The 25,838-nt window shown below is 69.1% G+C and carries 25 protein-coding genes and 3 tRNA genes; 6 read left to right on the plus strand and 22 right to left on the minus strand.

What is annotated here, in order from left to right; genetic code table 11:
* Both nrdE and nrdF read left to right on the plus strand, forming a co-directional pair.
* On the plus strand, positions 1-2,186 hold a 2,186-nt coding region (gene nrdE / locus H7U32_RS06660; RefSeq protein WP_306452358.1), incomplete at its 5' end, for a class 1b ribonucleoside-diphosphate reductase subunit alpha.
* A gap of 141 nt (positions 2,187-2,327) precedes the next feature.
* The gene (nrdF, locus tag H7U32_RS06665) at positions 2,328-3,320 is read left to right on the plus strand and encodes a class 1b ribonucleoside-diphosphate reductase subunit beta (RefSeq protein ID WP_204469188.1); all 993 of its coding nucleotides are present in this window, start codon (positions 2,328-2,330) and stop codon (positions 3,318-3,320) included.
* A 76-nt stretch (positions 3,321-3,396) separates the two neighbouring features.
* On the opposite strand, the gene H7U32_RS06670 is transcribed toward nrdF, so the two are convergent.
* Positions 3,397-3,546, minus strand: coding sequence for a hypothetical protein (locus H7U32_RS06670; protein ID WP_204469190.1), 150 nt, complete (start codon positions 3,544-3,546; stop codon positions 3,397-3,399).
* Between the two features lie 222 nt (positions 3,547-3,768).
* On the minus strand, positions 3,769-5,331 hold the full coding sequence (locus H7U32_RS06675; protein WP_239457585.1) for a family 78 glycoside hydrolase catalytic domain: 1,563 nt from the start codon (positions 5,329-5,331) through the stop codon (positions 3,769-3,771).
* Between H7U32_RS06675 and H7U32_RS06680 the strand changes: the two genes are divergently transcribed.
* Positions 5,297-6,289: a LacI family DNA-binding transcriptional regulator gene (locus H7U32_RS06680; RefSeq protein WP_275051232.1), complete on the plus strand. Its 993-nt coding sequence runs from the start codon at positions 5,297-5,299 to the stop codon at positions 6,287-6,289. The genes H7U32_RS06675 and H7U32_RS06680 overlap by 35 nt on opposite strands.
* On the opposite strand, the gene H7U32_RS06685 is transcribed toward H7U32_RS06680, so the two are convergent.
* A complete protein-coding gene (locus tag H7U32_RS06685; RefSeq protein ID WP_204469195.1) occupies positions 6,282-7,163 on the minus strand; it encodes an aldo/keto reductase in 882 nt (293 codons plus the stop codon). The two genes, H7U32_RS06680 and H7U32_RS06685, sit on opposite strands and share 8 nt — an antisense overlap.
* A gap of 622 nt (positions 7,164-7,785) precedes the next feature.
* Positions 7,786-7,998 carry a hypothetical protein gene (locus tag H7U32_RS06690; protein WP_239457586.1) on the minus strand — a complete coding sequence of 71 codons (213 nt, stop codon included), beginning with the start codon at positions 7,996-7,998 and terminating at the stop codon, positions 7,786-7,788.
* Positions 7,999-8,285: 287 nt separating this feature from the next.
* Between H7U32_RS06690 and dinB the strand changes: the two genes are divergently transcribed.
* Positions 8,286-9,563 carry a DNA polymerase IV gene (gene dinB / locus H7U32_RS06695; RefSeq protein WP_204469197.1) on the plus strand — a complete coding sequence of 426 codons (1,278 nt, stop codon included), beginning with the start codon at positions 8,286-8,288 and terminating at the stop codon, positions 9,561-9,563.
* A gap of 67 nt (positions 9,564-9,630) precedes the next feature.
* Here the strand turns inward: dinB and dapC are convergent, their stop codons facing one another.
* From dapC to H7U32_RS06785, 18 genes are all read right to left on the minus strand, one after another.
* Positions 9,631-10,749, minus strand: a complete 1,119-nt coding sequence (gene dapC / locus H7U32_RS06700) for a succinyldiaminopimelate transaminase (protein ID WP_204469199.1) — start codon at positions 10,747-10,749, stop codon at positions 9,631-9,633.
* Positions 10,750-11,029: 280 nt separating this feature from the next.
* The gene (locus tag H7U32_RS06705) at positions 11,030-11,434 is read right to left on the minus strand and encodes a hypothetical protein (RefSeq protein ID WP_204469201.1); all 405 of its coding nucleotides are present in this window, start codon (positions 11,432-11,434) and stop codon (positions 11,030-11,032) included.
* Positions 11,431-11,793, minus strand: a complete 363-nt coding sequence (locus H7U32_RS06710; RefSeq protein ID WP_204469202.1) for a hypothetical protein — start codon at positions 11,791-11,793, stop codon at positions 11,431-11,433. The genes H7U32_RS06705 and H7U32_RS06710 overlap by 4 nt, the downstream gene beginning before the upstream one ends.
* Positions 11,794-11,972: 179 nt before the next feature.
* Positions 11,973-12,269: a type II toxin-antitoxin system RelE/ParE family toxin gene (locus tag H7U32_RS06715; RefSeq protein WP_204469204.1), complete on the minus strand. Its 297-nt coding sequence runs from the start codon at positions 12,267-12,269 to the stop codon at positions 11,973-11,975.
* 1 nt (position 12,270) lies between these two features.
* The gene (locus H7U32_RS06720; RefSeq protein WP_204469206.1) at positions 12,271-12,540 is read right to left on the minus strand and encodes a type II toxin-antitoxin system RelB/DinJ family antitoxin; all 270 of its coding nucleotides are present in this window, start codon (positions 12,538-12,540) and stop codon (positions 12,271-12,273) included.
* A gap of 411 nt (positions 12,541-12,951) precedes the next feature.
* Complete coding sequence (gene fdxA / locus H7U32_RS06725; protein WP_204469208.1) at positions 12,952-13,272, minus strand: ferredoxin; 321 nt, start codon at positions 13,270-13,272, stop codon at positions 12,952-12,954.
* A gap of 50 nt (positions 13,273-13,322) precedes the next feature.
* Positions 13,323-14,801: an amino acid permease gene (locus H7U32_RS06730; protein WP_204469210.1), complete on the minus strand. Its 1,479-nt coding sequence runs from the start codon at positions 14,799-14,801 to the stop codon at positions 13,323-13,325.
* Between the two features lie 50 nt (positions 14,802-14,851).
* Positions 14,852-16,066, minus strand: a complete 1,215-nt coding sequence (locus tag H7U32_RS06735) for a UDP-N-acetylmuramate dehydrogenase (RefSeq protein ID WP_204469276.1) — start codon at positions 16,064-16,066, stop codon at positions 14,852-14,854.
* 190 nt (positions 16,067-16,256) lie between these two features.
* Complete coding sequence (gene rpmG, locus H7U32_RS06740) at positions 16,257-16,424, minus strand: 50S ribosomal protein L33 (protein ID WP_204469212.1); 168 nt, start codon at positions 16,422-16,424, stop codon at positions 16,257-16,259.
* A gap of 63 nt (positions 16,425-16,487) precedes the next feature.
* Positions 16,488-16,561: transfer RNA gene (locus H7U32_RS06745), tRNA-Met, on the minus strand.
* Between the two features lie 4 nt (positions 16,562-16,565).
* A tRNA-Thr gene (locus H7U32_RS06750) sits at positions 16,566-16,637 on the minus strand.
* Position 16,638: 1 nt separating this feature from the next.
* Positions 16,639-16,720: transfer RNA gene (locus H7U32_RS06755), tRNA-Tyr, on the minus strand.
* A gap of 125 nt (positions 16,721-16,845) precedes the next feature.
* Positions 16,846-17,040, minus strand: a complete 195-nt coding sequence (locus H7U32_RS06760) for a hypothetical protein (protein ID WP_204469214.1) — start codon at positions 17,038-17,040, stop codon at positions 16,846-16,848.
* Positions 17,033-20,308 carry a transglutaminase family protein gene (locus H7U32_RS06765; RefSeq protein WP_204469215.1) on the minus strand — a complete coding sequence of 1,092 codons (3,276 nt, stop codon included), beginning with the start codon at positions 20,306-20,308 and terminating at the stop codon, positions 17,033-17,035. The genes H7U32_RS06760 and H7U32_RS06765 overlap by 8 nt, the downstream gene beginning before the upstream one ends.
* Positions 20,305-21,303 carry an AAA family ATPase gene (locus tag H7U32_RS06770; RefSeq protein WP_204469217.1) on the minus strand — a complete coding sequence of 333 codons (999 nt, stop codon included), beginning with the start codon at positions 21,301-21,303 and terminating at the stop codon, positions 20,305-20,307. The genes H7U32_RS06765 and H7U32_RS06770 overlap by 4 nt, the downstream gene beginning before the upstream one ends.
* 596 nt (positions 21,304-21,899) lie before the next feature.
* On the minus strand, positions 21,900-22,193 hold the full coding sequence (groES, locus tag H7U32_RS06775) for a co-chaperone GroES (protein ID WP_094666829.1): 294 nt from the start codon (positions 22,191-22,193) through the stop codon (positions 21,900-21,902).
* A 284-nt stretch (positions 22,194-22,477) separates the two neighbouring features.
* Entirely contained in the window at positions 22,478-23,785 is a 1,308-nt protein-coding gene (locus H7U32_RS10960) for a hypothetical protein (RefSeq protein WP_204469219.1), read from the minus strand.
* A gap of 1 nt (position 23,786) precedes the next feature.
* Positions 23,787-24,485, minus strand: coding sequence for a GNAT family N-acetyltransferase (locus H7U32_RS06785; RefSeq protein ID WP_204469221.1), 699 nt, complete (start codon positions 24,483-24,485; stop codon positions 23,787-23,789).
* A gap of 134 nt (positions 24,486-24,619) precedes the next feature.
* On the opposite strand from H7U32_RS06785, the gene H7U32_RS06790 reads away from it, so the two are divergent.
* Positions 24,620-25,465, plus strand: a complete 846-nt coding sequence (locus H7U32_RS06790) for a 5-formyltetrahydrofolate cyclo-ligase (RefSeq protein ID WP_239457587.1) — start codon at positions 24,620-24,622, stop codon at positions 25,463-25,465.
* A gap of 126 nt (positions 25,466-25,591) precedes the next feature.
* Positions 25,592-25,783, plus strand: a complete 192-nt coding sequence (locus H7U32_RS06795; protein WP_204469280.1) for an FmdB family zinc ribbon protein — start codon at positions 25,592-25,594, stop codon at positions 25,781-25,783.
* Positions 25,784-25,838: the final 55 nt, after the last annotated feature.

Consider the following 25,838-nt stretch of genomic DNA (forward strand, 5'->3'; position numbering starts at 1 on the left):
CGTCGCCCCCGGCCCAAGCAACGACCCCAACCCAAGCCACGGCCCCCGCCCCCTACGACCCGGCGCACGACTGGCACGCGCTCAACGCGATGCTCAACCTCTACGACGCCGACGGCCGCATCCAGTTCGACAAGGACAAGGCCGCCGAACGCGAATACGTGACCGGCCACGTGGCCGAGCACACGCTCACCTTCCCGAGCACCCGGGCCCGGCTCGACTATCTCATCGGGCACCAGTACTACGACCCGGCCGTGTTCGCGCGCTACACCCCCGAGTTCCTCGACCGCTTCTACGCGCATGTGGAGGCGAGCGGCTTCGAGTTCGGGACCTTCCTCGGCGCGTTCAAGTTCTTCCAGTCGTACGCGCTCAAAACCTTCGACGGCACCCAGTACCTCGAGGACTTCCCGCAGCGCGCGGCGGCCGTGGCGCTCGACCTGGCCGCCGGCGACGAGGCGATGGCGCTGCGGGTGGCGGACGAGATCATCGCCGGCCGCTTCCAGCCGGCCACCCCGACCTTCCTCAACTTGGGCAAGGCGCAGCGCGGCGAGCCGGTGAGCTGCTTCCTGGTGCGCATCGAGGACAACATGGAGTCGATCTCGCGCGGCATCAACGCTGCGCTGCAGCTGAGCAAACGCGGCGGCGGCGTGGCGCTGCTGCTGAGCAACCTGCGCGAGCTCGGCGCGCCGATTAAGCACATCGAGAACCAGTCCAGCGGCGTGATCCCGGTGATGAAGCTGCTCGAGGACTCGTTCTCCTACGCCAACCAGCTGGGCGCGCGCCAGGGCGCGGGCGCCGTGTATCTCAACGCGCACCACCCGGACATCCTGCGCTTCCTGGACACCAAACGCGAGAACGCAGACGAGAAGATCCGCATCAAGTCGCTCTCCCTGGGCGTGGTGGTGCCGGACGTGACCTTCGAGCTGGCCAAGCGCAAGGAGCGCATGGCGCTGTTCAGCCCCTACGACGTGGAGCGCGTATACGGGGTGCCGTTCGCGGACATCTCCGTGACCGAGCGGTACGACGAAATGGTGGCCGACGATCGCATCCGCAAGACGTGGATCGACGCCCGCCAGTTCTTCATGACCGTGGCCGAGCTGCAGTTCGAATCCGGCTACCCGTACCTCATGTTCGAGGACACGGTGAACCGCGCGAACCCGATCGAGGGCCGGGTCACCATGAGCAACCTGTGCTCGGAAATCCTGCAAGTGCAGGAGGCGAGCACCTACGCCGAGGACCTCTCCTACACGCATGTGGGCCGCGACGTCTCCTGCAATCTGGGATCCCTCAACATCGCGCGCGCGATGGACGCCGGGCTGGCCGGCAGCGTGGAGACCGCGGTGCGCGCGCTGACCGCCGTCAGCGAGCACACGAGCATGGACTGCGTGCCCTCAATCCGCCGCGTCAACGAGGAGGGCCATGCGATCGGCCTGGGGCAGATGAACCTGCACGGCTTCCTCGCCCGTGAGCGCATCCACTACGGCAGCGAGGAGGCGCTCGACTTCACCGACATCTACTTCATGACGATCGCCTACCACGCCTACCACGCCTCGCACGCGCTGGCCGTGGAGCGGGGGCGCGCGTTCGCCTCGTTCCGCACGTCCGCGTACGCCAAGCCGGCCGGGCAGGGCAACTACTTCGACAAATACACCGACGGCAGCCGCCCGCTGGAGCCGCGCACGGCGACGGTGCGCCGCCTGTTCGCCGACCGCGGCATCGCGGTGCCGACGGCGGCCGATTGGGCCGCGCTACGCGACGCGATCCTGCGCGACGGCATCTACAACCAGAACCTGCAGGCCGTGCCGCCCACCGGGTCGATCTCCTACATCAACCACGCCACGAGCTCGATCCATCCGATCGCCGCGAAGGTGGAGATCCGCAAGGAGGGGCGCACCGGCCGCGTCTACTACCCGGCCGCGTACATGACCAACGACAACCTCGACTACTACGAGGACGCCTACGAGATTGGTTGGAAGAAGATCATCGACACCTACGCCGCCGCCACGCCGCATGTGGACCAGGGGCTCAGCCTGACGCTGTTCTTCCCGGACACGGCCACCACGCGCGACCTCAACAAGGCGCAGATCTACGCGTGGCGCAAGGGCATCAAGACGCTGTACTACATCCGCATCCGCCAGCAGGCGCTCGAAGGCACCGAGGTGCGCGACTGCGTCAGCTGCGCGCTGTGACGTCCGTCCCCGCCGGCGGCCGCCGGAGCTCCCGCTGGCGGGAGCTGGCACGCAACAGCGTGACTGAGGGGGGCTCCCCGATCAGCGCACCTCACCATCGTCGTCCCCCTATCCACATCCCCCCACGAAAGGAATCCCATCATGGCACCGATCTCCGTGCCCCGCCGTCCGCTCAAGCTCATCGACCGCGTCACTGCCATCAACTGGAACCGTCTCGAGGACGAGAAGGACCTCGAGGTGTGGGACCGCCTCACCGGCAACTTCTGGCTGCCGGAGAAGGTCCCCGTCTCCAACGACATCCCCGTCTGGCAGTCGATGAGCGCGGAGGAGCACACGCTCACGATGCGCGTGTTCACCGGCCTGACGCTGCTCGACACGATCCAGGGCACCGTGGGCGCGGTCTCCCTGATCCCGGACGCGCTCACCCCGCACGAGGAGGCGGTGTACACGAACATCGCGTTCATGGAGTCGGTGCATGCCAAGTCGTACTCCTCGATCTTCTCCACGCTGTGCTCCACGCAGGAGATCGACGCGGCGTTCTCCTGGAGCGAGGAGAACGAGTACCTGCAGCGCAAGGCGCAGATCGTGCTCGACTACTACGAGGGCGACAGCCCGCTCAAGCGCCAGGTCGCCTCCACGCTGCTCGAATCCTTCCTGTTCTACTCGGGCTTCTACCTGCCGATGTACTATTCGGCGCACGCCAAGCTCACGAACACGGCCGATGTGATCCGCCTCATCATCCGCGACGAGGCCGTGCACGGCTACTACATCGGCTACAAGTACCAGAAGGGCCTGGAGCGCGTGGGCGAGGCGAAGCGCGAGGAGATGCGCGACTACACGTACAGTCTGCTGGGCGAGTTGTACGACAACGAGGTGGACTATACCGCCTCGCTGTACAGCGGCGTGGGCCTGGCGGACGACGTGGAGAAGTTCCTGCGCTACAACGGCAACAAGGCGCTGATGAACCTGGGCTATCCGGCGCTGTTCCCGGCCGACGCCTGCGACGTGAACCCCGCCATCCTGGCCGCCCTGTCCCCCAACGCCGACGAGAACCACGACTTCTTCTCCGGCTCGGGCAGCTCGTACGTCATGGGCAAGGCCGTGGAGACCGACGACGACGATTGGGACTTCTGAGCCGCCGGCCGGTCCCCAGCCGCAGGCCGCCGGCTCGGAGGCCCGCCGGAGCAGACAGAGGAAGCAGACGACGTGGTCAGTGGACGTATCCCTTCACCATGCCGACCACGTCGTCGTTGACCTCCATGATGCGCGGGGTCCTTTCCATGCCGGCTATGGTCTCCCAGCGGCAATCGGCCACTGCACGGCCGCCGGCCACGAAGCAGAGAACGCCGCCATCGGCCATCCGGCTCCGGCGATGATGTCCGCCACCCCGGCCGCCCACGAACCATGGCCGATATCCCAGGAATGTTCGGACAGCAACGCCGCCAGCTCATTCTCATCTATTCTGAGTGTCATCGCCCCCCATCATAACGCCAAGGCGAAGCCCGCCGCCGGAATGGTCCGGCGGCGGGCTTCGCCGTCACGAGCGCGACGATGCGGCGAGCATCGCCTCATGCCGTGATGATTACAGCGTGACGGACAGACGGTATTCGCCGCCGTCCAGCTTCCGTTCCTCGTCGCCAAGCAGACGCACGACGGCGGTGGTGCCGTGGGGCACCGTGATGTCCACGGTCATGACGCCGTCCTCAACCGTCCACGCGCAGGAGGCTTCGCCGTACGGGGTCTCATGCTTGGAGGAGGCGTGGGTCAGCCCACCACCCGGATGCGGCGCCACGAGAATCGTGCGCCACGCCGGTTCCAACGGCGCCAGGCCGCCGATCACTGCGTGCGCCCAGTCATTGACCGAGCCCAGCGCGTAATGGTTGAACGAGGTCATGGAACCGGGGTTCATTCTGCCGTCCGGAAGCATGGAATCCCAACGCTCCCACGTGGTCGTGGCGCCCATCGTCACCGCGTACAGCCAGCTCGGGCACTTGGTGGACATGAACAGGCCATAGGCCTCGTCATAGTGGCCGGTGGCGGTGAGAGCAGGCAGGATGTACGGCGTGCCGGCGAAACCGGTGCCGATTTTGCCGTCGGCCTGGCGCACCAGCTGCACCAGGCGCTCGCCGAAGCGGTCACGGGTCGAGGCATCGACCAAATCGAACATGATCGCCAGCATGTAGGCGCACTGGGTGTCGGAGCTCATCAGGCCGTCGGCGCCGATGAAGCGCGCGCGGAAGCCCTCGGCCACATGCTCGGCCCGATGCAGGTACTCGGTTTCGTCATCGGCATGTCCGAGGATGCCGGCCATCTTCGCCACGAGGCGCAGGCTATGCACATGGAACGCGGTGACGACGAGTTCCTTGGCGGTCATGGCCTGGTCCGGGGAATCCGGCGGCGCCATGGGGTCGAGCCAGTCACCGAGCTGCCCGATCGGGTAATCAGGCCGGCGGTCCCACACGCCGTCAGGGGACAGATAGCCGTTCACCTCGTCGACCCACCGGGTGGCGAGCTGGTAGTTCGCCTCCAGGACGCCACGGTCACCGGTGGCCATGTACACGGCCCACGGCACCAGCACGGCCGCGTCGCCCCACACGCCGATGGCGGCGGGATCGGCCCAGATGCCGAGCTTGACGTAAGGGATGTAGAACGGCACGGTGCCATTCTTCTCCTGTTCGAAGGAGACATCCTCCAGCCAGTTCGCCAGGAAAGTGGAAACGTCGTACAAGTACAGGGCGGTGGGCGAGAACACGGCGATGTCCGCGGTCCAGCCCACACGTTCGTCACGCTGCGGGCAATCGGTGGGAATCGACATGAAATTGGAACGCATGGACCACAGCGTGTTCTCATGCAACCGGTTCACCAACGCGTTCGAGGTCTCGAACCAGCCGGTGCGGCGCATCACCGAGTGATACACGGTGCAGACGATGTCGTCGGCGGTCAGGTCGGCGATGCCAGTGATCTTGGCATAGCGGAAGCCGTGCATCACGAAACGGGGCTCCCACCAGGCGTCCGTGCCGTCGGAAAGGTATTCGTCGACCTGGCGGCCGCGCTTGAGCGGGCGGGTGCCCAGGTCCTCATGGGAGTCGTCCAGCACCTCGGCGTGGCCGATGGTCACGCGGTCCGCGGCCTTGAGCCCACGCATCCAACACGCCATCGACGACCTAGGCTACACACGCCGCCGCGCCCCCTATGCGACGGGCCGTACCCGCCAAGCCGACACCGTGGCCTTGGTCATGACCGACATCGAGCATTCGCTGTTCACCTCCATCTTCGAAGGTGCGCAGGAAGTATGCGAGGACCATGGCCTGCAGCTCATCGCCATGAACGCCATGTCGACCCAAGAGCGGCAGAGCGAGCAGGTGCGGCATCTGTGCCGCATGCGCGTCTCCGGCATTCTACTCAGCTCGGTGTTCGACTCAGGCAAGGACATCGCGACGGCCACCAAGGCCGGCGTGCCGTTGGTCATGATCGACCATGAGAATCCCGTCGGCACCACAACCGCCTGCACGATTGTGGAGAACAACGTGGCCGCGGGCCAGATGGCCGCCGCAGAGCTGCTCGCCTGCGGCCGCCGCAAACTGATGTTTCTGGGGCACAGCGAGCATGACTTCCAGGCCATCAGGGATCGTTGGGAGGGCGCCTCGCGCTACATAGCGCAGCAATCCGTCGATCGCACGGGCGGCATACCGGAGATCACGAACGTCGATTCGCAAGGCATCATGATCGAGGATGGCTATGCGATGGGCCGCGTCATTGCCGCGATGCCAGCTAACGCACGCCCCGACGGCGTGATTGCCGCCACTGATTTCCTCGCCGTGGGACTGGTCAATGCGCTGATGGATGATGCCCGGGTGTCCGTGCCTGATGACATCGCCGTCATCGGCATGGAAGGCGACCGGCTTGACGCGGTGGGGTCGATGCCCCTGACCGTGGTGCAGGCTCCTGGCGACGACATGGGCAGGCAGGCCATGCACCGGCTTTTGGAAGAGATGGAGGCTCCGCGGTCGCACGCGCATGCCACCATCTCGATTATGCCTAAGCTGGTGCGGCGTGCCACCACCCCGAGCGGTGGTGGCACGGACGCGGGCCAACTCACCTGATGCCGCAGGCGGCGTTGAGCATGGCGAGCTCCTCGGGCGCGAGGACGAGGTCGCCGGCCTTGAGGGAGTCGCAGATGGTCTGCGGGCGGTGGGCGCCGGGGATCACGAACACATGGTCGCCCAGGGCCAGCTCCCAGGCCAGCACCACCTGCTGGTAGCTGACGCTGTGGGTCTCGGCGACCGAGCGGAACGGGTCAAACTTCGTCTCGTCCTTCGGCTTGCGGTAGCCGCCCAGCGGGCTCCAGCACACGAACGCCAGGCCAGTTTCGGCGCAATGGCGCAGCGTATCGATCGTCTCCGTGTAGATCGGCGAGAACTGGTTCTGCACGGCCACCAGGCTGTCCCCCAGCACGCTGCGGGCGATGTCGATCTGCGCGATCGACGCGTTGGAGACGCCGGCCGTGCGGGCCACGCCCTCGTCCACGAGCTGCTTGATCGCCTCGACGGACTCGGCGTACGGCACCTTCGGGTCCGGGCGGTGGAAGTACAGCAGGTCGATGGTGTCCACGCCCAGCGCCTGCGCGCTTTCCTTGCCGCGGCGGATCAGGTTCTCCGGCCGGCCGTCCACATCCCAGGTGGGCTTGCCGTCGGTGAAGTTGCGGAAGTGGCCGACCTTGGTGGCCACCAGCACCTCCTCGCGCGGACCCTTCCAGCTGTCCATCGCCTCGCGCACCAGTTTCTCGCCGGTCTGCTCCTCGCCGCCGGAGCAGTAGTACGCCCACGCGGTGTCGATGTGGCGGCAGCCGGCGTCGAGCGCGGCGTGGATAGTCTCGATGCCTGTGTCCCAGCCGAGGTTGTTCTCGATGGTCAGAGGCATCTCCCCCTGACCGATGGCGGTCGTGTCGAACGGCCCCATGTTCCTGTGCATCACCATGGCAGTCCTCCTTGGTTCATGATGACTGGTTCCACCTCCACAGCCTAGCGCCCGGCCGGCCAATCCCCGTCCAGCCACGCGGCGGTCCCGGCCGGCCGCTCCGCCGGCCGTACACCACCACCATGTCGAACCGGTCGCGACGACACAGCTGTTCCAGCGTCTCCAGCTCATGCCTACTGAATGATGGAACGGTTTCCAATGGGATTGCGTGTGGTAAGAAGAAGGGAGGCGTTGACTGCGACGGCAGCACAGGCGGTTGGTGCGTTGGGGAGTGTTCCCTCGTAGAGGGTGATGAGCACTGTGGAGGAATCTTCGTCGACAGTAGCTCGCACACCATAGCACCTGGGAAGTCCCATGGAGAAGAAAATACGCACAGCAGTGTCCGAGACCACTTCGTATCGGTTCCATGAGGATTGATGCTCGTTAACGAGGTCGGTTCGCTGCTGTACGTCGTTGGCGGATTGCTCTGGTGCCCTTGCCGAGGAATCGTATCCTGCATCCGCACCCGATGAGCTGGCACTGGGTTCGCTCCCGTCGGTCGCACATCCCGTTAGCGCGATAACGGTCAGAGTACACACCATAAGCGCGGCGAAGAAACGGCCGCAGGCGCGAATCCAAACAGTCATGATGCCCCCAGAAGTGCTCCACTATAGGTGGCAGCAACGGCAACGCCTGAATTGAATCCTTGGCCGAATTCGCCATAGTTGATCCAGTCATTGAGCGTGCGCATTGAGCGTGCGGAGCATGGCAGCCCGGCAAGTGCCATATGTGGCACCGTTGCTGTAACCCGGCGCCAATATCCGATTGGTGCGCCAATCTTCTCCTGGGCCACCATGGACACAGTGGCCGAGATCAAGAAAACAGTGACTGACACGAAGGTTGTAGGGGCTGCGTCTGTATCGCGGAATCGAGTCATGTCGATCTCTCCGAAGGTCGATCCGTATAGCAACTGGATAAATATGTCCGTTGGCGCTCAGTGTCTATGGACATACGCGAGTACAACATTCACAACTCGTGACCAGGCCCACATCACATACCCGAATCACAAGAGAATTATAACCGCATGACGGGTCATGCTCGTCGCTCCCACCCGGAACCGGACCTGCAGATTAGGATAGGGGCATGAGCACCGCACCAAGGGTGGAGGAGGCCAAGCGCCGCGACTGGGGTCATGACGAATCCGGCTGCACCACCCTGCACATCGACATGGACGCGTTCTACGCGTCGCTGGAGGTGGCACGGCACCCCGAGCTCAAGGGCCGTCCGGTCATCATCGGCACCGGTCCGCGCTCGGTGGTCTCCGCCGCCAGCTATGAGGCGCGCCGCTACGGCATCAACTCGGCGATGCCGGCCGCCCGCGCCCGCCAGCTGTGCCCGGACGGCGTGTTCCTGCCGGTAGACATGGCCTACTACCGTGCGGTCTCCCACGCGATCATGACCGAGGTGTTCCACGCCGTCACCGACCGGGTGGAGCAGGTCTCGGTGGACGAGGGCTATATGGATGTCTCCGGCGCGCTGCTGCGCTGGGGCAGCCCCACCGCGATCGGCGCGTGGATCCGCGCCGAGGTGGAGCGCCGCTTCCATGTGACCTGTTCGGTGGGCGTGGCGGCGAACAAGTTGGTCGCCAAGATGGCCTCGACCAACGCGAAGCCCAACGGCATGCTGCTCATCCCCAAGGCCCGGTCGGCCGAATTCGTGCAGATGATGCCCCTGCGCGGCATCCCCGGCATCGGCCCGAGCATGGAGCGCCGCCTCAACGACTGGGGCGTGGGCTCGGTGGCCGACCTGGCGCAGCTGGACGAGACGACGCTGGCCCGGGCCACCGGCTCGAAGGCCGCCGCCCACGGCCTGTGGCTCGCCTCGCGCGGGCTGGACCCGCGCGAGGTGACGCCGGTCACGCCGGAGAAGTCGGTCGGTTCCGAGGAGACGCTGCTCGAGGACACCACCGACCAGCGCACGGTGCTGCGCCTGCTGCGCGAGGCCAGCGACGAGGTGGCCGCCTCGCTGCGCCGCCGCGGGCTGGTGGCGCGCACGGTGACGGTGAAGCTGCGCTTCGCCGACCTGAGCTACCGCACCCGCGCGCACACCATGGAACGCCCGACCGATTCCGCCGGCACGCTGTACCCCGAATGCGCGCGCCTGCTGCACGCGATGCTGGGCATGCCGGCCGGCTCCCCCGCGGACGCGCCGCTGCCCCGGCTGGTCCGCCTGGCCGGGATGAGCGCCAGCGGCCTGACGGAGGCGAGGACGACGGCCGTGCAGCCGACGCTGGGCGATGTGATCGAGGAGGAGTCGACGCCGACGGGCACGACCCGGTCGGACCGCCTGCGCGACGCCGAGGCCGCGTTGGACGCGGTGCGCCGCCGCTTCGGCAAGTCCTCCGCCCAGTTCGGGGCGTGAGCGGCCGGCCGGCGGCGGTGTCGAGGTCGGCCGGCGGCGGGGCGGCCGGCGCCCGCGCCCCGGCCGCTCAGCCCTTGAGCCGGGCGACGGCCTGGTCGATGGCCTCGTCGGTGGCGGTGGCGGAGAAGCGCAGGAATTCCGGGGCGCCGTAGAACTCGCCGGGGCTGGGGACGATGCCGATGCGGGCGAGGTCGGCCATATCGGTCCAGCAGTCGCCGGAGCGGGCCGGCACCCACACGTACAGCGCGCCGGCGGGCATCTGCGCATCGTAGCCGTGGGCGCGCAGGCCTCCGACCAGCGCCTCGAGGCGGCGGCGGTAACGGTCGCGCTGCTCGGCCACGGAATCGTGGTTGCGCAGCGCGGCGGCCATCGCGGCCTGCACTGGCCCGGGGATGATCTGCCCGATCTGCTTGCGGTATTCGGTCATGCGTGTGACCAGGCTGCGGTCGCCGGCGATGAAGGCGGTGCGGTAGCCGGCCATGTTGCTCTGCTTGCTCAGCGAGTACAGCGTGAGCACGCCCTGGGCCGAGCCCTCGCACACGTCGGATTCGAGCGCGCACGCGGCGGGCGCGCCGCCCCACGTCATCAGCGCATAGCATTCGTCGGACAGCGTGACCGCGCCGATCTGGCGGGCGGCGGCCACGATGTCGGCCAGCCAGTGATCGGCGAGCACCTGGCCGGTGGGATTGCACGGCGAGTTCACCCACACGGCCTTGACGCCGGGCACCGAGCGCCACGAATCGACATCGGCCACGTCGTCCACCTTGAGCACGGTGGCGCCGGCGAGCTGGGTGCCGATCTCATACGTCGGGTAGGAGACCCGCGGCTGGACGACCACGTCGCCGGGGCCTAGGTGCAGCAGGGAGGCCATGAGCGCGACGGCCTCCTTGGAGCCGACGGTGGGCACGACGGCCGCGTTCACCGCCTTGGGGTCCACGCCGCGGCAGTCGCGGAACCAGTCGTCGATGGCCGCGCGCAGGTCGGCGGTGCCGGCCGTGGCGGGGTAGCCGTAGGCGTTCGGCGCGTCGGAGGCGGCGGCGAGCGCCCGCCGCGCCGCCTCGGGCACCGGGTCGACGGGCGAGCCGACCGACAGGTCGACCATGCCGCCGTCCGCGGCCTTGGCCGTCGCCTTGTAGCCGGCGATGCGCGACCAGTCGTAGGGCGATTCGTACGCGTGGAATCCCATCGTTGCCTCCCTTGTGCGGGGCCGGCCCAGCCGCGGCCGGCCTCCGGTGCATGTTTCCCTCAGCATACGACGATGGCCGCCGCGCGTGAGCCGGCCGCCCGGGGGCCGGGAGCCACTGCCCGGGGACCGGCGTCCGGGGGCCGGCCGCAGGCGCGCGAGCCTGTGGTGCGGCAAACCGTACGCTTACGGACACTCAGCGTACGGTTCGCCGCAGTCATACGGAATCAGTGCGACAAAACGTACGCTCACGCCCGCTCAGCGTACGGTTCGCCGGTATGGATCAGTCGTCTTGACCGCTGCGGTTGTGGGCGGCATGGCGGTAGATGTCGGAGGGGCGGTGGCGGTTTCCGAATGCCAGCACCTGGATGCCGTCGGAGGACCTTCTGTAGATGATGCGCATATCAGCCCGTTGCCCACGCACACGCCGGTATTGGTAATGGTAGGAACACCATCCGCCCATGTCCCCGACGAGGGGCGCGCCCTCGACCGCTCCCGCGACGAGCTGCCGCAGGGCGCGCACCGTGCTGTCCACGGCCTGAAGCATCCCGGCTTCCCCGTCGTCCTGCCCCTCCCAGGCCTGTACCAGTCTGATGACGTCCTCGGCGAGGTCCGCGGAATCCATCGCCATGCCCTCGACCTGGCTCAGGGCCTCGACGGCCTGTGCCAGCAACCGTCTGGAGGTCATCGCCCCATCCGTTCGTCGATAAGCCTCATGGCGCTGTCGGCGAGCTCGCCGCCCGACAGCCAGACCTTGCCCTTATGGTCGCGCTCGCGGACCATGCGCGCGGTCTCGTAGCGCTCGATCTCATCCTCCAGCTCCTCCAGCCGGCCCACGAGTTCGGCCATGCCTTCGGCGCTGACGATGTAGGCATAGGGATCGGAGCGGTCGGTCACCTCGACCACCCCATGTTCCTTGAGCCGTTCCTTCCACAGGGAGGTTCGCGCCACATCCGTCAGCGAGATGCGGTTGCGCAGCCGCGCCGCGTCCACGGTCGCCGTGATGCGATCCAGCGCCACGCCCTTCTCCACCATGACAGCCTCCATCCACACACTCCATACACCGCAAAGGAATACAGTGATTCTACCGCATTGTTTTCTGCATGAGAGAACAAACCGTACGCTTACGGCCGCTCAGCGTACGGTTCGCCGCATACGACGATGGCCGCCGCGCGGGGCCGGCCGCGGCCTCAGGGTGGGCCGGACAGCCGCTGAGGAAAGTCAGGTCATCGTTTCCCGAACAGCTCGTCATGGCTGCCGGTGCGCATGAACACGGCGACTCCGTCTTCGCGCACCCAAATCGCGAGCCAGTCGCCGGCGTTACCGACGTGGCATTCCATCACGCCTGCCAAGTCGCCGGTCAGCATATGCGCCCGATGCCGACGCCACAACGTCTCCCTGGCCTCGCCCGTATCTTCGAGCACCAGGCGTATGACCTCTTTGAGATCCGTAAAATCCGCATGACGACGTTTGAGCCGCTTCACATCCCGCTCAAACGCCTTCGTGTATTCCGCCCTGAGCATGTCAGATTCCCAAGGCTGCGAACATGTCGTCGGCCGTGTCGAACCGGGCGGCGCCCGACGCCGCGATGCTCCGGGCCTCGGCCAGGGCATCCGCGGTCTCCGCCGGCAACGGCGAGCACGACAGATCGAGCGGAATGCGCCGCTCGCGCACGATCTGCCGATAGAAGGCTCTGGTCACGCTCGACAGGTCAAGCCCCAGATCCTCGGCGATCGCGGACGCCTGGCGCTTCGTGTCCTCGTCCACACGGACCGTCACCGATGCCATAACCATCGTCCACCTCCATCACCAGATGCAATACGATATATCACTATCGTAATACGCCGGTATATCAACGTATTACAATTTAAAGCTGATGCACACTGACGCGAATCAGTCATTATAGCCGCCACGGTTGCGGGCGGCATAACGGTAGATGTCAGAGGGCTATGACGGCAAACCGTACGCTTACGCCCGCTCAGCGTACGGTTCGCCGCATGCGCGCGATGTCTGTGCGACAAACCGTACTCTCACGGACACTCAGCGTACGGTTCGCCGCAGTCATACGGAATCAGTGCGACAAAACGTACGCTCACGGACACTCAGCGTACGGTTCGCCGCATATGCGCCGCATGCGCGCGGCCCGGCATACGACGATGGCCGCCGCCCGGAGGCGACGGCCATCGGCACCGCAACATGCGACAGTCACTGGTTCTGCGGCGGCAGCGCGGCCACCTGCTCGGGATCCTTGCCGATCGGCCCGGCGGCGGAGGCGCCGCCCAGGTCGCCGACCTCGGCGAAGAAGCTCACGGCCGCGTCCTTGTACCAGGCCCACTCCTCCGGCAGGTCGTCCTCGTAGAAGATCGCCTCGGTGGGGCACACGGGCTCGCAGGCGCCACAGTCGACGCACTCGTTCGGGTTGATGTACAGCGAGCGCTTGCCCTCGTAGATGCAGTCGACGGGGCACTCGTCCACGCAGGCCTTGTCCTTGACGTCCACGCAGGGCTGGGCGATGACGTATGGCATGGTTAACCTCCCAACGGTCGCTCGGCGGCTCTCCGCCGATGGATGCCAGCTTACGCCTCAGGCCGGAAGTCCCCGCGCCCGAGCAGGGCGTGGCGGTAGCCGTACCCGAAGTAGATGGCGAAGCCGATGACCAACCAGACCACGAAGCGCAGCCAGGTGACCACCGACAGGTTCACCATGAGCCACAGGTTGGCCACGGCGATGAGGATCGGCACCCACGGGTTGCCCGGCACGCGGAAGGTGCGCGGCAGGTCGGGGCGGCGCCGGCGCATGATCGGCACGGAGATGGCCACCAGGGTGAACGCGGAGAGCGTGCCGATGTTGACCATGTCGGACAGCATCGAGACGTCGAAGCAGGCGGCGACGATGGCCATGAGCACGCCCATGAGGATCTGCAGGCGCGCCGGGGTGCCGTGCCTGCCGGTGTGGCTCAGGCCGCGCGGCAGCAGGCCGTCGCGGCTCATCGCGAAGATGACGCGCGTGACGCCGAGCAGCAGCACCATGATCACGGTGGCCAGGCCCAGCACGATGCCGAAGCTGATGATCTTGGCGGCCCAGGTGGCGCCGACCAGCTCGAAGGCGGTGGACAGCGACGGGTCCTGCTGGGCGGCCAGATCCTTGTAGGAGACCATGCCGGTGGTCACGATGGCGACGAGCATGTACAGCACGATGACCAGCCCCAGGCCCACGCCAATGCCCAGCGGCACGTTGCGCCGCGGGTTCTTCGCCTCCTCCGAGGCGGTGGCGACCACGTCGAAGCCCAGGAACGCGAAGAACACGAGCGCCGCGCCGGACAGGATGCCGGGCACGCCGTAGATCGACGGCGTCATGCCGGTGGCCCACTGCCACAGCGGCTGGTTCAGCGTCGCGTCGGACGAGGTGGCCGGCTCGCTCGGCGGGATGAACGGCGTGAAGTTCTCCGCCTTGACGTAGAAGAAGCCGACCACCACGACGAACAGCACGATCGCGATCTTGAGCACCGTCATCGCCCCGTCGACGCGGGCGCCGATCTTGGTGCCGAACACGAGCAGCACGGTGAAGAAGGCGACCACCACGACGGGCGCCAGGTCGATGGCGACCGGCCCCAGGTGGACGTTCGTGCCGATATGCCAGCCCATGAGCCCGAAGAAGTCGTTGAGGTACACGCCCCAGTACTTGGAGATCACCGAGCCGGCCATGAGCATCTCCAGGATCAGGTCCCAGCCGATGATCCAGGCGACGATCTCGCCGACCGTGGTGTACGTGAAGGTGTAGGCGGAGCCGGCCACCGGGATCATCGAGGCGAACTCGGCGTAGCACATCACGGCCGCGCCGCAGACCAAGCCGGCGATGACGAAGCTCACGATCACGGCGGGGCCGGCGTGGAAGGCGGCGGCCTGGGCCCCCACCGAGAAAATGCCGGCGCCCACGGCGACGGCCACGCCCATGATGGCCAGATCCCACCAGGTCAGGTCGCGTTTGAGCGCGTGCCCCTCCTCGCCGGTCTCGGCGATGGTCTGTTCGACCGATTTCGTACGGAACAGCTGCATGGGAACCCTCCCTTGGCCCTGGAATCCTCTCCGGGGCCAGTATAGGAGGCTCAGCGCAGGTCCATGCCGATGACCACCGGTTCGGGCACCAGGCGCACGCCGTACGCGTCCTCGACGCCGTCCTGGATGACCCGGGCGAGCGCGGCCACGTCCGCGGCGGTGGCGCCGCCGCGGTTGGTCAGGGCCAGCGTGTGCCGGCTGGACAGGCCGGCCTTCGCGCCGTCGCCGGTGCTGAAGCCCTTGTGGAAGCCGGCGTGGTCGATGAGCCAGGCGGCGGAGGTCTTCACACCGGGCGTGCCGTCGGGCAGGACGGCGGCGAAGCGCGGGGCGTCCGCGGGCAGGCCCGCGGCCCGCTCGGCGGGCAGGATCGGGTTCATGAAGAAGCTGCCGCAGCTGTGGCGGTCGGGGTCGGCGGCGGGGGCGGCGCCGGGAGCGCCCTGCTGGAGCGCGGCCAAGGAGGCGAGGTCGGCCCGCACGTTCTCCTCGCGCTTGGCGCCGGCCATCGCGGCCGTGGCGTAGCGCGTCGGATCCTCGAGCATGCCTTTGGCGGCGCGCACGCGCAGCACCGCCTCGCGGATCGCGCCGATGGCCATATGGTCGCCGACCTCGACGCCGAGCGCCTTGGCGAGCTGGCCGTAGCCGACCGCGCCGGTCGCGCTGTGCCGCAGCGCCAGGGTGACGGACAGCACCACGTAGCGCGGCGTCGGGAAGAAGCGGTCGGCCGGCTGCGCGGGGGCCACGTACATGCTGGCCTTGAGCACGGAGGACCGGTAGCCGAAGGCCAGGTCGGCGGGCGCGAGCGTGCGCACGCGCTTGTCCAAGCGGTCCCACACCTCCACGGATTCGACCGACGAGGCGACCTCCTGGCCGTAGGCGCCGATGTTCTGCACGACGGAGGCGCCGACGGTGCCGGGGATGCCGGAGAGGCCCTCGATGCCCGCCAGCCCCAGGCCGACGGTGAAGGCCACGAGGTCGTCCCAGTTGACGCCGGCCTCGGCCGAGACGCGCACGGTACGGTCCGCCCCTTCGACCGGGGCGGCCTCGTCGGGCACGGCGATGCCGCGGCGGGCGTCGCGCACGACGACGCCGTCGAACGGCGCGTCGGCGGCGAGCAGGTTGGAGCCGCCGCCGATGACGCACAGCGGCAGCCCGCGCGAGTCGGCGTCCTCGACGGCTTCGATGAGGCCGACGCGGGTGGTCGGTTCGACGAAGCGGGCGATCGCGCCGCCCACGCCGATGGTCGTCAGGTCTGCAAAGGACGTCATCATGCCTCCCTGGGATTGGTGGTGGGTCCGGCCGGTGGGTTCCGTCCCGTGGGTTCCGGCCGCCATTCTACCGGGGCCGGGGTCGCGCGCCGGGGACGGCCGAGCGGGCCGGGGACCGCCGGAACGGGCCGGAAACGGGCCGGATATGAAAAAACCCGGCCGTCGGGGGCCGGGTGGAAGTCTGTGACGCTCAGCGGGTCTCGCGGTGCACGGTCTGCTTGCGGCAGCGCGGGCAGAACTTCTTGAGCTCGAGACGATCGGGCGTGTTACGACGGTTCTTCGTCGTGATGTAGTTACGCTCCTTGCACTCGGTGCAGGCCAGCGTGATGCCCGGACGGATGTCGGCGCTCTTAGCCATGTTCATTCACCTCTGTGTTCTCAAATCTTAAAGTGTGCGCCCGCCGGGTGGCGGGCGCGTTTGTAGCGAGGAAGAGGCTCGAACTCTTGACCTTACGATTATGAGTCGTACGCTCTAGCCAGCTGAGCTACCCCGCCAGAGAGCCCCGAGTGAGAATTGGACTCACGACCTCTTCCTTACCAAGGAAGTGCTCTACCACTGAGCTATCGGGGCGTGGCGGATAGTGGATTCGAACCACTGAAGCACGAAGCGCCTGATTTACAGTCAGGTCCCTTTGACCGCTTGGGAAATCCGCCGGTGTTTCCTCTGAGGTTTTGGGAACCTCGCTTGGCAACTTGGCTATCATGACACGAATCGACGATGAGCGCAAATCGGCGTGTCGCAGCACTCGGCCGCGGTGGACAATCCCGCCGAATCCCCATCATACCAACGGTTCGCGCCCTCCCCTGGGTCTGCGGCGGCGCGCGGCGCGCAGGGTCCGGGCCGCCTCGGCAAGGCGCGGGCCGAGGTCGGCCGGCACCGGTTCCGGCGCGCCGCCGAAGGTCGCGGCGGCCGCGTTGCGGGCGACCATGCGGATGGTCGAGGTCGGGTCGGCGGCCTGGCCACGGTCAGCCAAGTCGGTGGATCGCCTTGTCCCGGCGGCCCGGTCCACCCCGGCGGCTCGTTCCACCCCGGCGGCTCGTTCCACCCCCGCGGCCCGGCGCTCCAGCTCCCGGGCGAGCGCGAGGTCGGTTGTGCCGGGGTGGCCGCGGGCGCGGCGGGCGGGCGGCCCGGCGAGCATCGTCCAGGCAAGGCCCCAGGCCCGCGCCCGGGCGTCGGCGTCGTCCCGGGCTGGCCGCGGCCCGGGCGAGCGCGGCGAGGCGGCGGCGCCGGCGCCACCGCAGGCACAGCGGCGGCACCGCGGCCAGCACGGCCACGGCGAGCGCGGCCGCGACGCCGATCCACACGCCGCGCGCCCACCCGGGCAGTCCGGCCCACCGGTCGGGCAGCGCCGCCCACCATGCGGCGGCATCACGCCGTCCGGTGGCGCCATCGGTCTCCGACGACTTGCCGTCTTGGACGGTGGCGGTGGCGTCGTCGGCCCCGTCCTGCGGACTGACGGCCGTCGGCGCATCGCCGGCGTCCGTGGCCGTGCCGGCGTCCGTGGCGGCCGCACCGGCCCCGTCGGAGGCGGCCGGAGTGACGTCGAGAGGCACCCAGCCCACGCCATCGACCCAGGCCTCGGTCCAGGAGTGCAATTGCGAGGCGCGCACCTCGTGGCGCCCCTGTCGGTCCGTCCCGTCCCCGCCCTTCGCATAGCCGAGCACGATGCGCGTGGGCAGGCCGAGGGCGCGGCCGAGCACGGCGAGCGCGCTGGCGTAATGCTGGCAGTAGCCGGCGTGGCCGGTGGCGGGGTCGAGGAAGTCGTCGAGCACCTGCAGGTTGTCGCGGCCGTCGCCGTCGGGGGCGTCGAGCGAGTAGACGAAGCCGTTGGCGGGGTCGGCGAAGTAGTCGAGCATCCAGCGCAGCGCGGCCTTCTGCTCGGCGTAGCCGCCGCCGGTGGCGTCGGCGCCCGCCGCCTTGGCTTGCTCGACGACGGCGCGCACGTGGACGGGCAGACGGTCGGGCAGCGCGGTGTTCTCCGCGGCGTGGGCGGCGCGTGCGCACCGGTCGAGCTGGCTGCGGGCCCAGGTGGCCAGATTGCGACGGCCGGTCTCCCACGAGACCTGGGCGACGGCGCCGGACCAGTCGCTGCCGGCCGCGTCCTGCAGGCTGTCCATGAGGCGGTCCGTGTTCACATCGCCGCCCAACGGCACCGTGACGCCGCCCACGGCGATTCCCGTGGCGCGGTCCGTCGCCGCGGGTTCCGCGGTCGCCTGGTCCAGCGGCAGGCCCAGCGTCAGCTCGAGACCGCCGGCGGGGGCTTTGCGGCAGACGTAGGCGAGGGTTTCCTGGAGGTCGTGGCGGGTGACGTCGGCGAAATCCTGGCTCAGGCGGATGCCTCGGAGGCGGCCGGCGCCGAAGACGCCGCCGCGCGAGACCAGGGGGAACAGGTCGGCATCCAACGTGCCGAGCCGGGTGCCGTCCTCGGCGAGCACGGCCGTGCCACCCGGGGCCACCGTGGCGCTGACGAGCAGCCATCCGTCGGCGATGCGCGCGCCGGGCAGCGTGGCGGCGACGGCTTCGCGCGCCTGTTTGCGGCCGGACCAATCCGGTTCGGCGCGCAGCTCGTCGATGCGCCCGTCGAGGGCGTGGATGGCGTCGAGCCCGCCGAGCCCGCCGCTGGAGGCGATGGGGTCGAGGCCCAGGCCGCTGGCCGTGTACTGTGTCACGCCGGCGGTGCCGGAACGGCGGTTGTAGATGGTGCCGTCGGCGGAGGAGGTCCAGTCGGAGGATACGCCCATCACGGCGGCGCCGGCGGTGGGCACGGGCAGGAAGCGGGAGGACAGCGTGCCCATCGTCACAGTGACGCCCATGTCCAGGCCGTTCAGCGTGGCGGCGTCGGCGGAGTCGAGCATGCCGATGGAGAGCACGATGTCGTACAGGTCCAGCGGCGTCAGGCTGCCGCGGTGGAAGCGCCGATGCTCGGTGCCCGCGTCGATGCCGAGCTGGATGCCGGCGCCATACAGCCCGGCCTCGTGGGCGAGCTGCGGGTCGTAGCCCCAGGTGTCGCCGTTGAAGTCGGAGAGGACGGCCAGGCGCATCACCAGCGGCTGGCCCGACTCGTAGGAGAAGACGATGCTGGACGAGTTCGTGGTCAGGTTGCGCTTCAGGTCGATAAGCGGGTTGACGGTGACCGAGGAGAACAGGCCGCCGCCGTCGCCGAGGCTGAGCGGCACGCGGTAGGCGAGGTCGGCGGCGGCCGGCGTGGCGGCGAGCGTCAGTGCGGCGGCCAGCAGCGCGGCCGGCAGGGCCTGGGTTAGGGCGCGCGGTCCGGGGCCGGGGCCGGGTCTGGGGCTGTTCAGTCGGAGGCCGGGCAGGTTCAGTCGGGGGCCGGCCGGGTTCAGTCGGGGACCGCCCTGATGGTTGGCGGCTGACGGGCGGATGGCCTGGCTGACGGCTGGCCGAATGCCGGCCGGCAGGCGGACCGTGGCCCACAGGCTCAGCGGGAAGGCGAGGGCGAGCAGCGCGACCGCCCACCAGGGCGCGGTGTGGCCGAGGAACGCGGAGTCGGCGGCGAGCGCGGCGACGGGCAGCACCGCCATCCATGGGGCGGCGGCGCGGGCGGCGAGCAGGCAGCGGATGAGGATGGCCGCCACGGCGACGACGGCGACCAGGAACAGGTCGCTGTCGTCGGCCACGGCGAGCGGCGGCAGCTGCCGGTTGAGGCGGAGGAAGCCGCTCTCGAGCTGTTCGCCGAGGGCGGTCCAGGCGTTGAACGGCATGCAGTCGGCGGATTCGGTGCCGGCGCAGCCCGACGGCCAGTCGAAGGGCCAGCGGCCGGTCAGCTCATGCAGGCGCAGGACGGCGATGACGGCCGCGGCGAGCAGCGTGGCCGCCGCGAAGCCGGCGGGTCGGGCGGCGGCGCGCATGATGGCCCGTCCGGCGCGGCCCCGTCCGGCATCACCCCGTCCAGCGGTTCGGCGGAGGGGCCGGGCGGGGATGGAGGATCCGATGGCGGCGAGCGCCAGGTCCACGGCGAGGGCGGTGCAGACGGCGCAGACGGCGGCCATCAGCGCGCGGTCGTCGAGGAGCAGTCCGGCATAGCAACCGAGGTCGCCGAGGGCGAGCATCGGCAGCAGGCGGAACGCCGGGCGCAGCATGCCATGGGCGTGGGCGCGGTCCGGGCGCAGCAGGCCGCGGACGCGGGCGGGTCTGGACCGGCCTGGCTTCAGCCATGGCACACGGCGCGGCCTGGCGATGGCGCCACGCCCCGGAACCGTGCCTTCGTCCGCGGCGGTCATGCCCGAGGCACCCGCACGGTGGAACGAAGGCCGGCGATGATGCGGCGGGCGTCGTCGAGGCCGGCGGCACCGTCGTCGAGCACGAGGCGATGGGCGAGCACCGGCGCGGCGACGGCCTGCACGTCGTCGGGAAGCACATGGCCGCGGCCGTCGAGCAGCGCATGGGCGCGGGCCATCGCGGCCAGGTGGAGGCTGGCGCGCGGGGAGGCGCCGTAGCGCACGCCGTCGTGGGAGCGGGTGGCGCCCGTCAGCGCGACGATGTAGTCGGCGACCGACGGGGCGAGTGTCACGCCGGCGGCGGCGTGGCGCAGCGCGGCCGCGTCCTCGGGCGAGCACACCGGCTTCAGGTCGGCGAGGGGGTCGTGGTCGGAGGGGGCGAGCAGCATCGCGGCCTCGGCGGCCGAGTCGGGGTAGCCGAAGCTCGCGCAGGCCATGAAGCGGTCGAGCTGCGCCTCGGGCAGCGGATAGGTGCCCTCCAGCTCAATCGGGTTCTGCGTGGCGACGACGAAGTATGGGTCGGGCAGCGGATGGGTGGCGCCGTCGATGCTGACGCTGCGCTCCCCCATCGCCTCGAGCATCGCGGACTGGGTTTTGGGGTTGGCGCGGTTGATTTCGTCGGCGATGACGACGTTGGCGAACAGCGGGCCGGGGTGGAAGGAGAAACGGCCGGCGTGGGCGTCCCAGATATCGACGCCAGTCAGATCGCCGGGCAGTAGGTCGGGGGTGAACTGGATGCGGCGGGCCTCGCCGCCGATCGCGAGGGCGAGGGCGCGGGCGAGCGTGGTCTTGCCCACGCCGGGCACATCCTCGAGCAGTAGATGGCCGCCGGCGGCGAAGGTGGCGACGGCGAGGTCGACCACGGAGCGCGGGCAGGAGAGCACGTCGGCGAGCGCGTCGGCGATGCGGACTGCGGTGGCGGAGGCGGCGACGATAGCTGCGGGGACGGCGGTGGCTGTAGCGCCAGATGTGGCAGCGGAGGCGGTGGTGACGGACATGGCGGACCTCGTTTCGTCGTCGAACCCGGTCTTGTTCTTCCTCCGTCGCCAGTATATGCGGCACGGGCGGCGGCGCCAAAGCTGCGTATCTCCGTTCGTTGGGACTTCCGGAGAGTGTATCTCCGTTCGTTGGGGCGGATTCGGGCCGTTGCGGAGGTCTATCTGCGTTCGTTGGGTCCTCTCTGGCGCGATACTCCGCCTAGGGAAGTCCCCGAAATGGCGGAATTCCAAGGCTTGGGTGTTGGGGTGTCTGTGGGCGGAGGACCCAACGAACGCAGATAGATGTCTGCAGAACGGAAAATCCGCCCCAACGAACCGAGATACCCCGCTCGCGACGACCCAACGAGCTGAGATAGCTTAGACGCCGCGCTTCGGCACGACCCAACGAACGCAGATACACCGCCCGCAGCGCGCCAACGAGCCGAAACACCACGCCCGCCGCCGCACCCTGACGACCCAACGAACCGAGATACACCACGCGGCACGACCCAGCGGACGGAGCGATGGGCCAGCGCACCGCCATGCCGCGAATACGAAGAACCCCGTGCGATGCGCGGAGGCATCGCACGGGGTTCCGCACGGAATCGTGACGGCGCTCAGCCGAGGATGGCCAGCACGTCGCGGGCGCCGATGATGAGGTAGTCCTCACCCTCGTAGTGCACCTCGGTGCCGCCGTACTTGGAGTAGAGGACCTTGTCGCCGACCTTGACGTCCATCGGGATGCGCTCGCCCTTGTCGTCGCGGCGGCCCGGGCCCACAGCCAGGACCTCGCCCTGCTGCGGCTTCTCCTTGGCGTTGTCCGGAATGTACAGACCGGACGCGGTCTGGGTCTCGGCCTCGGCCTGCTTGACGATGATCTTGTCCTCCAGCGGAGTGAGCTTAATCGACATAAGAGGGTCACCTCGTTATCTAGTCGTGTTCGATGTTTTCCGCGCTAGGAAGGACCCAAGAGGCTGACGATCTGCTTGGCTTCTCCTTCGCACTGCGACTTATCCTAGCGCGATTGTTAGCACTCTGCCAACTTGAGTGCTAACGCTGTGAGCAAAACAGCGCGGCGGCGGAGCCGATGCCGGGCGTAGGGGCGCGGCGGCCGGCAGCGCGGGCGCGCCACCCGTGGATATGACGAAGGGCACCCCGTGCGGGATGCCCTTCGGAACGATGATGCGCGTCCGGCTCACTCGGCGGCGGCGCCGCGGCGGGCGAGGATGGATTCGAGCCCGGTGCCTAGGGAGTCGGAGGAGGCGGCCGGCGCCTCCACGTCGGCGTGCGCCTCGGCGTCGTGGAAGGCGGCGGTGTCACGGTCGGCGTCGTTCCGTACGTCCTCGGCCTGCGCGGCGGAGGCGGGCTCGGTCTCGACCTTGGCCTCGGCGGCCAGCCGAGCGTGCTCCTCGGTGTCCACCGGCTCGGCCTTGGCGACCTGGCGGGCGCTTTTGATCTCCAGGCTTTCGGGCGCGGCGGCCGGCGTCTCGACGCCGTTGCGCGGGGCGCCCAGCGAGAAGGAGATGAGGTCCTGGGAGGCCATCACCATGTCGAAGGCCTCGATGGCGCGGGCCGGCGTGATTTCGCTCAGCTCGGTGGTCGCGTCGGCGGGCGCGGCATCGGCGGACGCGGAGACGACGGGGGCCTCGGCGGCACCGGAGGCATCGGCGGGCTCGACTGCGGCAGCGTCGATCACTGCGGCGGAAGCTGTGGGCTGCGGTGCCGTGGCGGAGGACGGGGTGTCATGGCTCGCGGCGGGCGCGGCTGCGGGCTGGGTGGCGGCGGTCGGCGCGGAGGGCGAGGCCTGCGCGGCGTCGGCCTCGGCCTTGAGCTGCTCACGACGGACGCGCTCGAGCTCGGCCTCGTGCAGCACGCGGCGGATCTCGCGTTTCTCCAGCGCCTCGGTCGGCGCGGCGTCGACAGTGGGTTTGGCGGCTGCCGCGGGCACGGGCTTGGCGGCGCGCTCCGCCGGCTTGGCGGCACGCTCCGCCGGCTTGGCGGCACGCGCGGCGGACTTGGCGGCACGGCGGGCTTCGGCGACCTTATGCTCCCACGCGCGCGCCTGGCTGGCGGCGTGCGCGCCCAGTGCGAGCACCAGCACGAGCAGCGCGGCGGGGATCAGCGCGAACAGGGGGCTGAACTTCAGGCCGAAGGCCAGGCCCAGCACCAGCAGGGTGATGGCCAGCAGGGACAGGACGATGATCCTACGGCGGCGGACCGCCGCATGGCGCAATGCGCGCACATGGGCGATGCGTTCGGCGCTGTATGCCGTTCCGCGCCGTTCCTGAGGCTCCATAAGTATCCCTTTCACCTGCGGTGTGCGCCCGTCCGAGAACCGCGTGCCGCTCGACTCGTCGACCAGGTGCATCGACGGCGAGAAGCGGTCGGCGCGGTGTTCCTCCACGTGGCGCATGCTGCTGGCCGTCCTGGCAGGCAGCCAGACAACGATTCCCAGGGCTATGATCACCAGCACGACGACCGCGCTCAGTGATGCATAACTCATATCACTCAACAATAGGGGACTCCATGCCCTGGGCGGGTCCACCCGTCCAGGTGTGTCGGCTGACAAAACGCTGGGAGAATCCTTGGCCCATGTCCTCGGCGAGCAGACAGAAGGTCTCGTGGTCGCGCCACTGGCCGTTCACATACATGTATTTGGGGCGCAGGCCCTCGTGATGGGCGCCCACCTTGCGCACGACGGCCAGCGAGCGCTGGTTCTCGGGCACGATGGCGATCTCGAGGCGGTGCAGGCGAGGCCCGTCCGGGGCGGAGAAGGCCCAGTCGGCGAGCATCGCGAGGGCCTGCGGGGCGTAGCCGTGGCCGGCTTGATCGCGGTCGACCCAATAGCCGACCACGCCGGTGCGCATCGCACCGTAGACGATTGCGCCGATGGAGATCTGCCCGACGATGGTGCCCTGGCGTTCGATGAGGAAGGTGACGCCGGTGCCGCGCTGCTCGTTGCGCCGCTGATTGGCGATCCACTGATGGAAGCTGATGCCGTGGCCGCCCATCGGGTCACCGGACTCCCAGGGGGCGAGCCAGGCGTCGTTAGCCCAGCGCAGCGCGTTCCACTCCTCCGCATCGTCCATTGTCATCGGCCGTAGGCGGAGGGGCGCGGCGCCGGCCGGAGCGTCGATGCACGGGGGCCTGATGGCCTCCTTGGCGGGGGCGAATGCGGTGCGCAGATGCTGCAGGACGGACATGGCTCCCATCGTAGGCCGGGCAGGGCGAGGACTGGCCGGGCGAGGCGGGGACTGGCCGGGCAAGGCGGGGACTGGCCGGGCAATGCGGGAACTGTGGCCAGGCGGAGACTGGCCGGCGATGGTAGAACGGCGGTATGGACGTGGATTGGGATGACGGCTTGGCCGGGCGCGGGGCCGCGATGACGGCGGACGGGACCGGCGCGATGGCGGATGGAACCGACGCGATGACGGACCCGTTCGCCGGATTGTCCGCGGCGTCCCCGAAGGAGACCTGGCGGCATGCGGCGCTGGCCCGGCGGCGGGGCACGTCGGCGGACCAGCGGCGTGCCGCCGGCGAGGCCATGGCGCGGGCGCTGGCCGAGGCGCTGGACAGTGGCACCATCGCGTTGGGCAGCGGCGCCGCGGGGCTGCCGGGCGCGCGAGCCCTGGCCGGCGGCAGGCCCACGGCGGCGGCGTATGTGTCGATGGGCACGGAAGTGGAGACGAGGCCGATGCTGCGGATGCTGCTGTCGCGGGGCTGGCGGGTGCTGGTACCGGCGCTGGGGCGCGGGCGCGACGTCGGCTGGGCTGAGCTGACGCGGATGGCGGCGCTGGCGGATGTGACGATGCCGGCGGGTGCGGGGGTTCCGGCAAGCGCCGGGATACCGGCGGATGCGGGGATACCTGCGGGTGCGGGAACGCCGGTTTCGCGCCGCCGTCCCCAGGAGCCGGACGGCCCCACGCTGCCGGCGGAGGCGCTGGCGGCGGCGGGGCTGGCGGTGGTGCCGGCGTTGGCCGTGGACCGCGAGGGGAACCGTCTGGGCCGCGGCGGCGGCTGGTATGACCGCGCGCTGACGCATCTGGATGCCGCTGCGCCGACGGTGGCGGTGTGCTGGCCGTGGGAGCTGGTGCCGGGGCCGCTGCCCCGCGAGCCGCACGACCGGCCGGCGGACGCGGCGCTGACGATGGCCGGGGTGCGATGGTTCCGTCGGCGGGACTGAGGCCGGGATGTGGCACAGGGCGCGTTTTGCCCGGTGGGATAATGCCCCGGGCCGTGTCGCGGCGGCGATTAGGATATGAACGGTTGAAATCCGTGTCAGAGAACCGTTTTCGTGGGAGGATTCGCGTTGCCTACCTATCATTACCGTTGCAAGGGCTGCGGCTACGACTTCACCGAGCAGCAGTCGTTCGAGGACGACCCGATCACCGTGTGCCCTCAATGCCATGAGGAACAGGTGCGCAAGGTGTTCTCCGCCGTGCCGATCGAGTTCAAGGGCAGCGGCTTCTACCGCACGGACGGCGCCAAGAAGTCCGACTGACGCCTGTGGCCGGCGCCGCCTGCGATGGGCGGCCGACTGACATGGCCGGGCATCC

Source organism: Bifidobacterium pullorum subsp. saeculare, from assembly GCF_016899725.1.
Classification (GTDB): Bacteria; Actinomycetota; Actinomycetes; order Actinomycetales; family Bifidobacteriaceae; genus Bifidobacterium; species Bifidobacterium pullorum_C.

Bases quoted from the DNA above. Each gene is read 5' to 3' on its own strand.
- H7U32_RS06685 (WP_204469195.1), bottom strand. From the start codon at position 7,163: ATGGTGATGCACAGGAACATGGGGCCGTTCGACACGACCGCCATCGGT.
- H7U32_RS06690 (WP_239457586.1), bottom strand. From the start codon at position 7,998: ATGGTGGCCCAGGAGAAGATTGGCGCACCAATCGGATATTGGCGCCGG.
- H7U32_RS06720 (WP_204469206.1), bottom strand. From the start codon at position 12,540: ATGGTTATGGCATCGGTGACGGTCCGTGTGGACGAGGACACGAAGCGC.
- H7U32_RS06770 (WP_204469217.1), bottom strand. From the start codon at position 21,303: ATGTCCGTCACCACCGCCTCCGCTGCCACATCTGGCGCTACAGCCACC.
- H7U32_RS06710 (WP_204469202.1), bottom strand. From the start codon at position 11,793: ATGGAGGCTGTCATGGTGGAGAAGGGCGTGGCGCTGGATCGCATCACG.
- fdxA (WP_204469208.1), bottom strand. From the start codon at position 13,272: ATGCCATACGTCATCGCCCAGCCCTGCGTGGACGTCAAGGACAAGGCC.
- H7U32_RS06735 (WP_204469276.1), bottom strand. From the start codon at position 16,066: ATGACGTCCTTTGCAGACCTGACGACCATCGGCGTGGGCGGCGCGATC.
- H7U32_RS06680 (WP_275051232.1), top strand. From the start codon at position 5,297: ATGGTCACGCGGTCCGCGGCCTTGAGCCCACGCATCCAACACGCCATC.
- dapC (WP_204469199.1), bottom strand. From the start codon at position 10,749: ATGGGATTCCACGCGTACGAATCGCCCTACGACTGGTCGCGCATCGCC.
- H7U32_RS06785 (WP_204469221.1), bottom strand. From the start codon at position 24,485: ATGTCCGTCCTGCAGCATCTGCGCACCGCATTCGCCCCCGCCAAGGAG.
- H7U32_RS10960 (WP_204469219.1), bottom strand. From the start codon at position 23,785: ATGAGTTATGCATCACTGAGCGCGGTCGTCGTGCTGGTGATCATAGCC.
- dinB (WP_204469197.1), top strand. From the start codon at position 8,286: ATGAGCACCGCACCAAGGGTGGAGGAGGCCAAGCGCCGCGACTGGGGT.
- rpmG (WP_204469212.1), bottom strand. From the start codon at position 16,424: ATGGCTAAGAGCGCCGACATCCGTCCGGGCATCACGCTGGCCTGCACC.
- groES (WP_094666829.1), bottom strand. From the start codon at position 22,193: ATGTCGATTAAGCTCACTCCGCTGGAGGACAAGATCATCGTCAAGCAG.
- H7U32_RS06705 (WP_204469201.1), bottom strand. From the start codon at position 11,434: ATGACCTCCAGACGGTTGCTGGCACAGGCCGTCGAGGCCCTGAGCCAG.
- H7U32_RS06670 (WP_204469190.1), bottom strand. From the start codon at position 3,546: ATGGCCGATGGCGGCGTTCTCTGCTTCGTGGCCGGCGGCCGTGCAGTG.
- H7U32_RS06765 (WP_204469215.1), bottom strand. From the start codon at position 20,308: ATGACCGCCGCGGACGAAGGCACGGTTCCGGGGCGTGGCGCCATCGCC.
- H7U32_RS06730 (WP_204469210.1), bottom strand. From the start codon at position 14,801: ATGCAGCTGTTCCGTACGAAATCGGTCGAACAGACCATCGCCGAGACC.
- H7U32_RS06675 (WP_239457585.1), bottom strand. From the start codon at position 5,331: ATGCGTGGGCTCAAGGCCGCGGACCGCGTGACCATCGGCCACGCCGAG.
- H7U32_RS06715 (WP_204469204.1), bottom strand. From the start codon at position 12,269: ATGCTCAGGGCGGAATACACGAAGGCGTTTGAGCGGGATGTGAAGCGG.
- H7U32_RS06790 (WP_239457587.1), top strand. From the start codon at position 24,620: ATGGACGTGGATTGGGATGACGGCTTGGCCGGGCGCGGGGCCGCGATG.
- nrdF (WP_204469188.1), top strand. From the start codon at position 2,328: ATGGCACCGATCTCCGTGCCCCGCCGTCCGCTCAAGCTCATCGACCGC.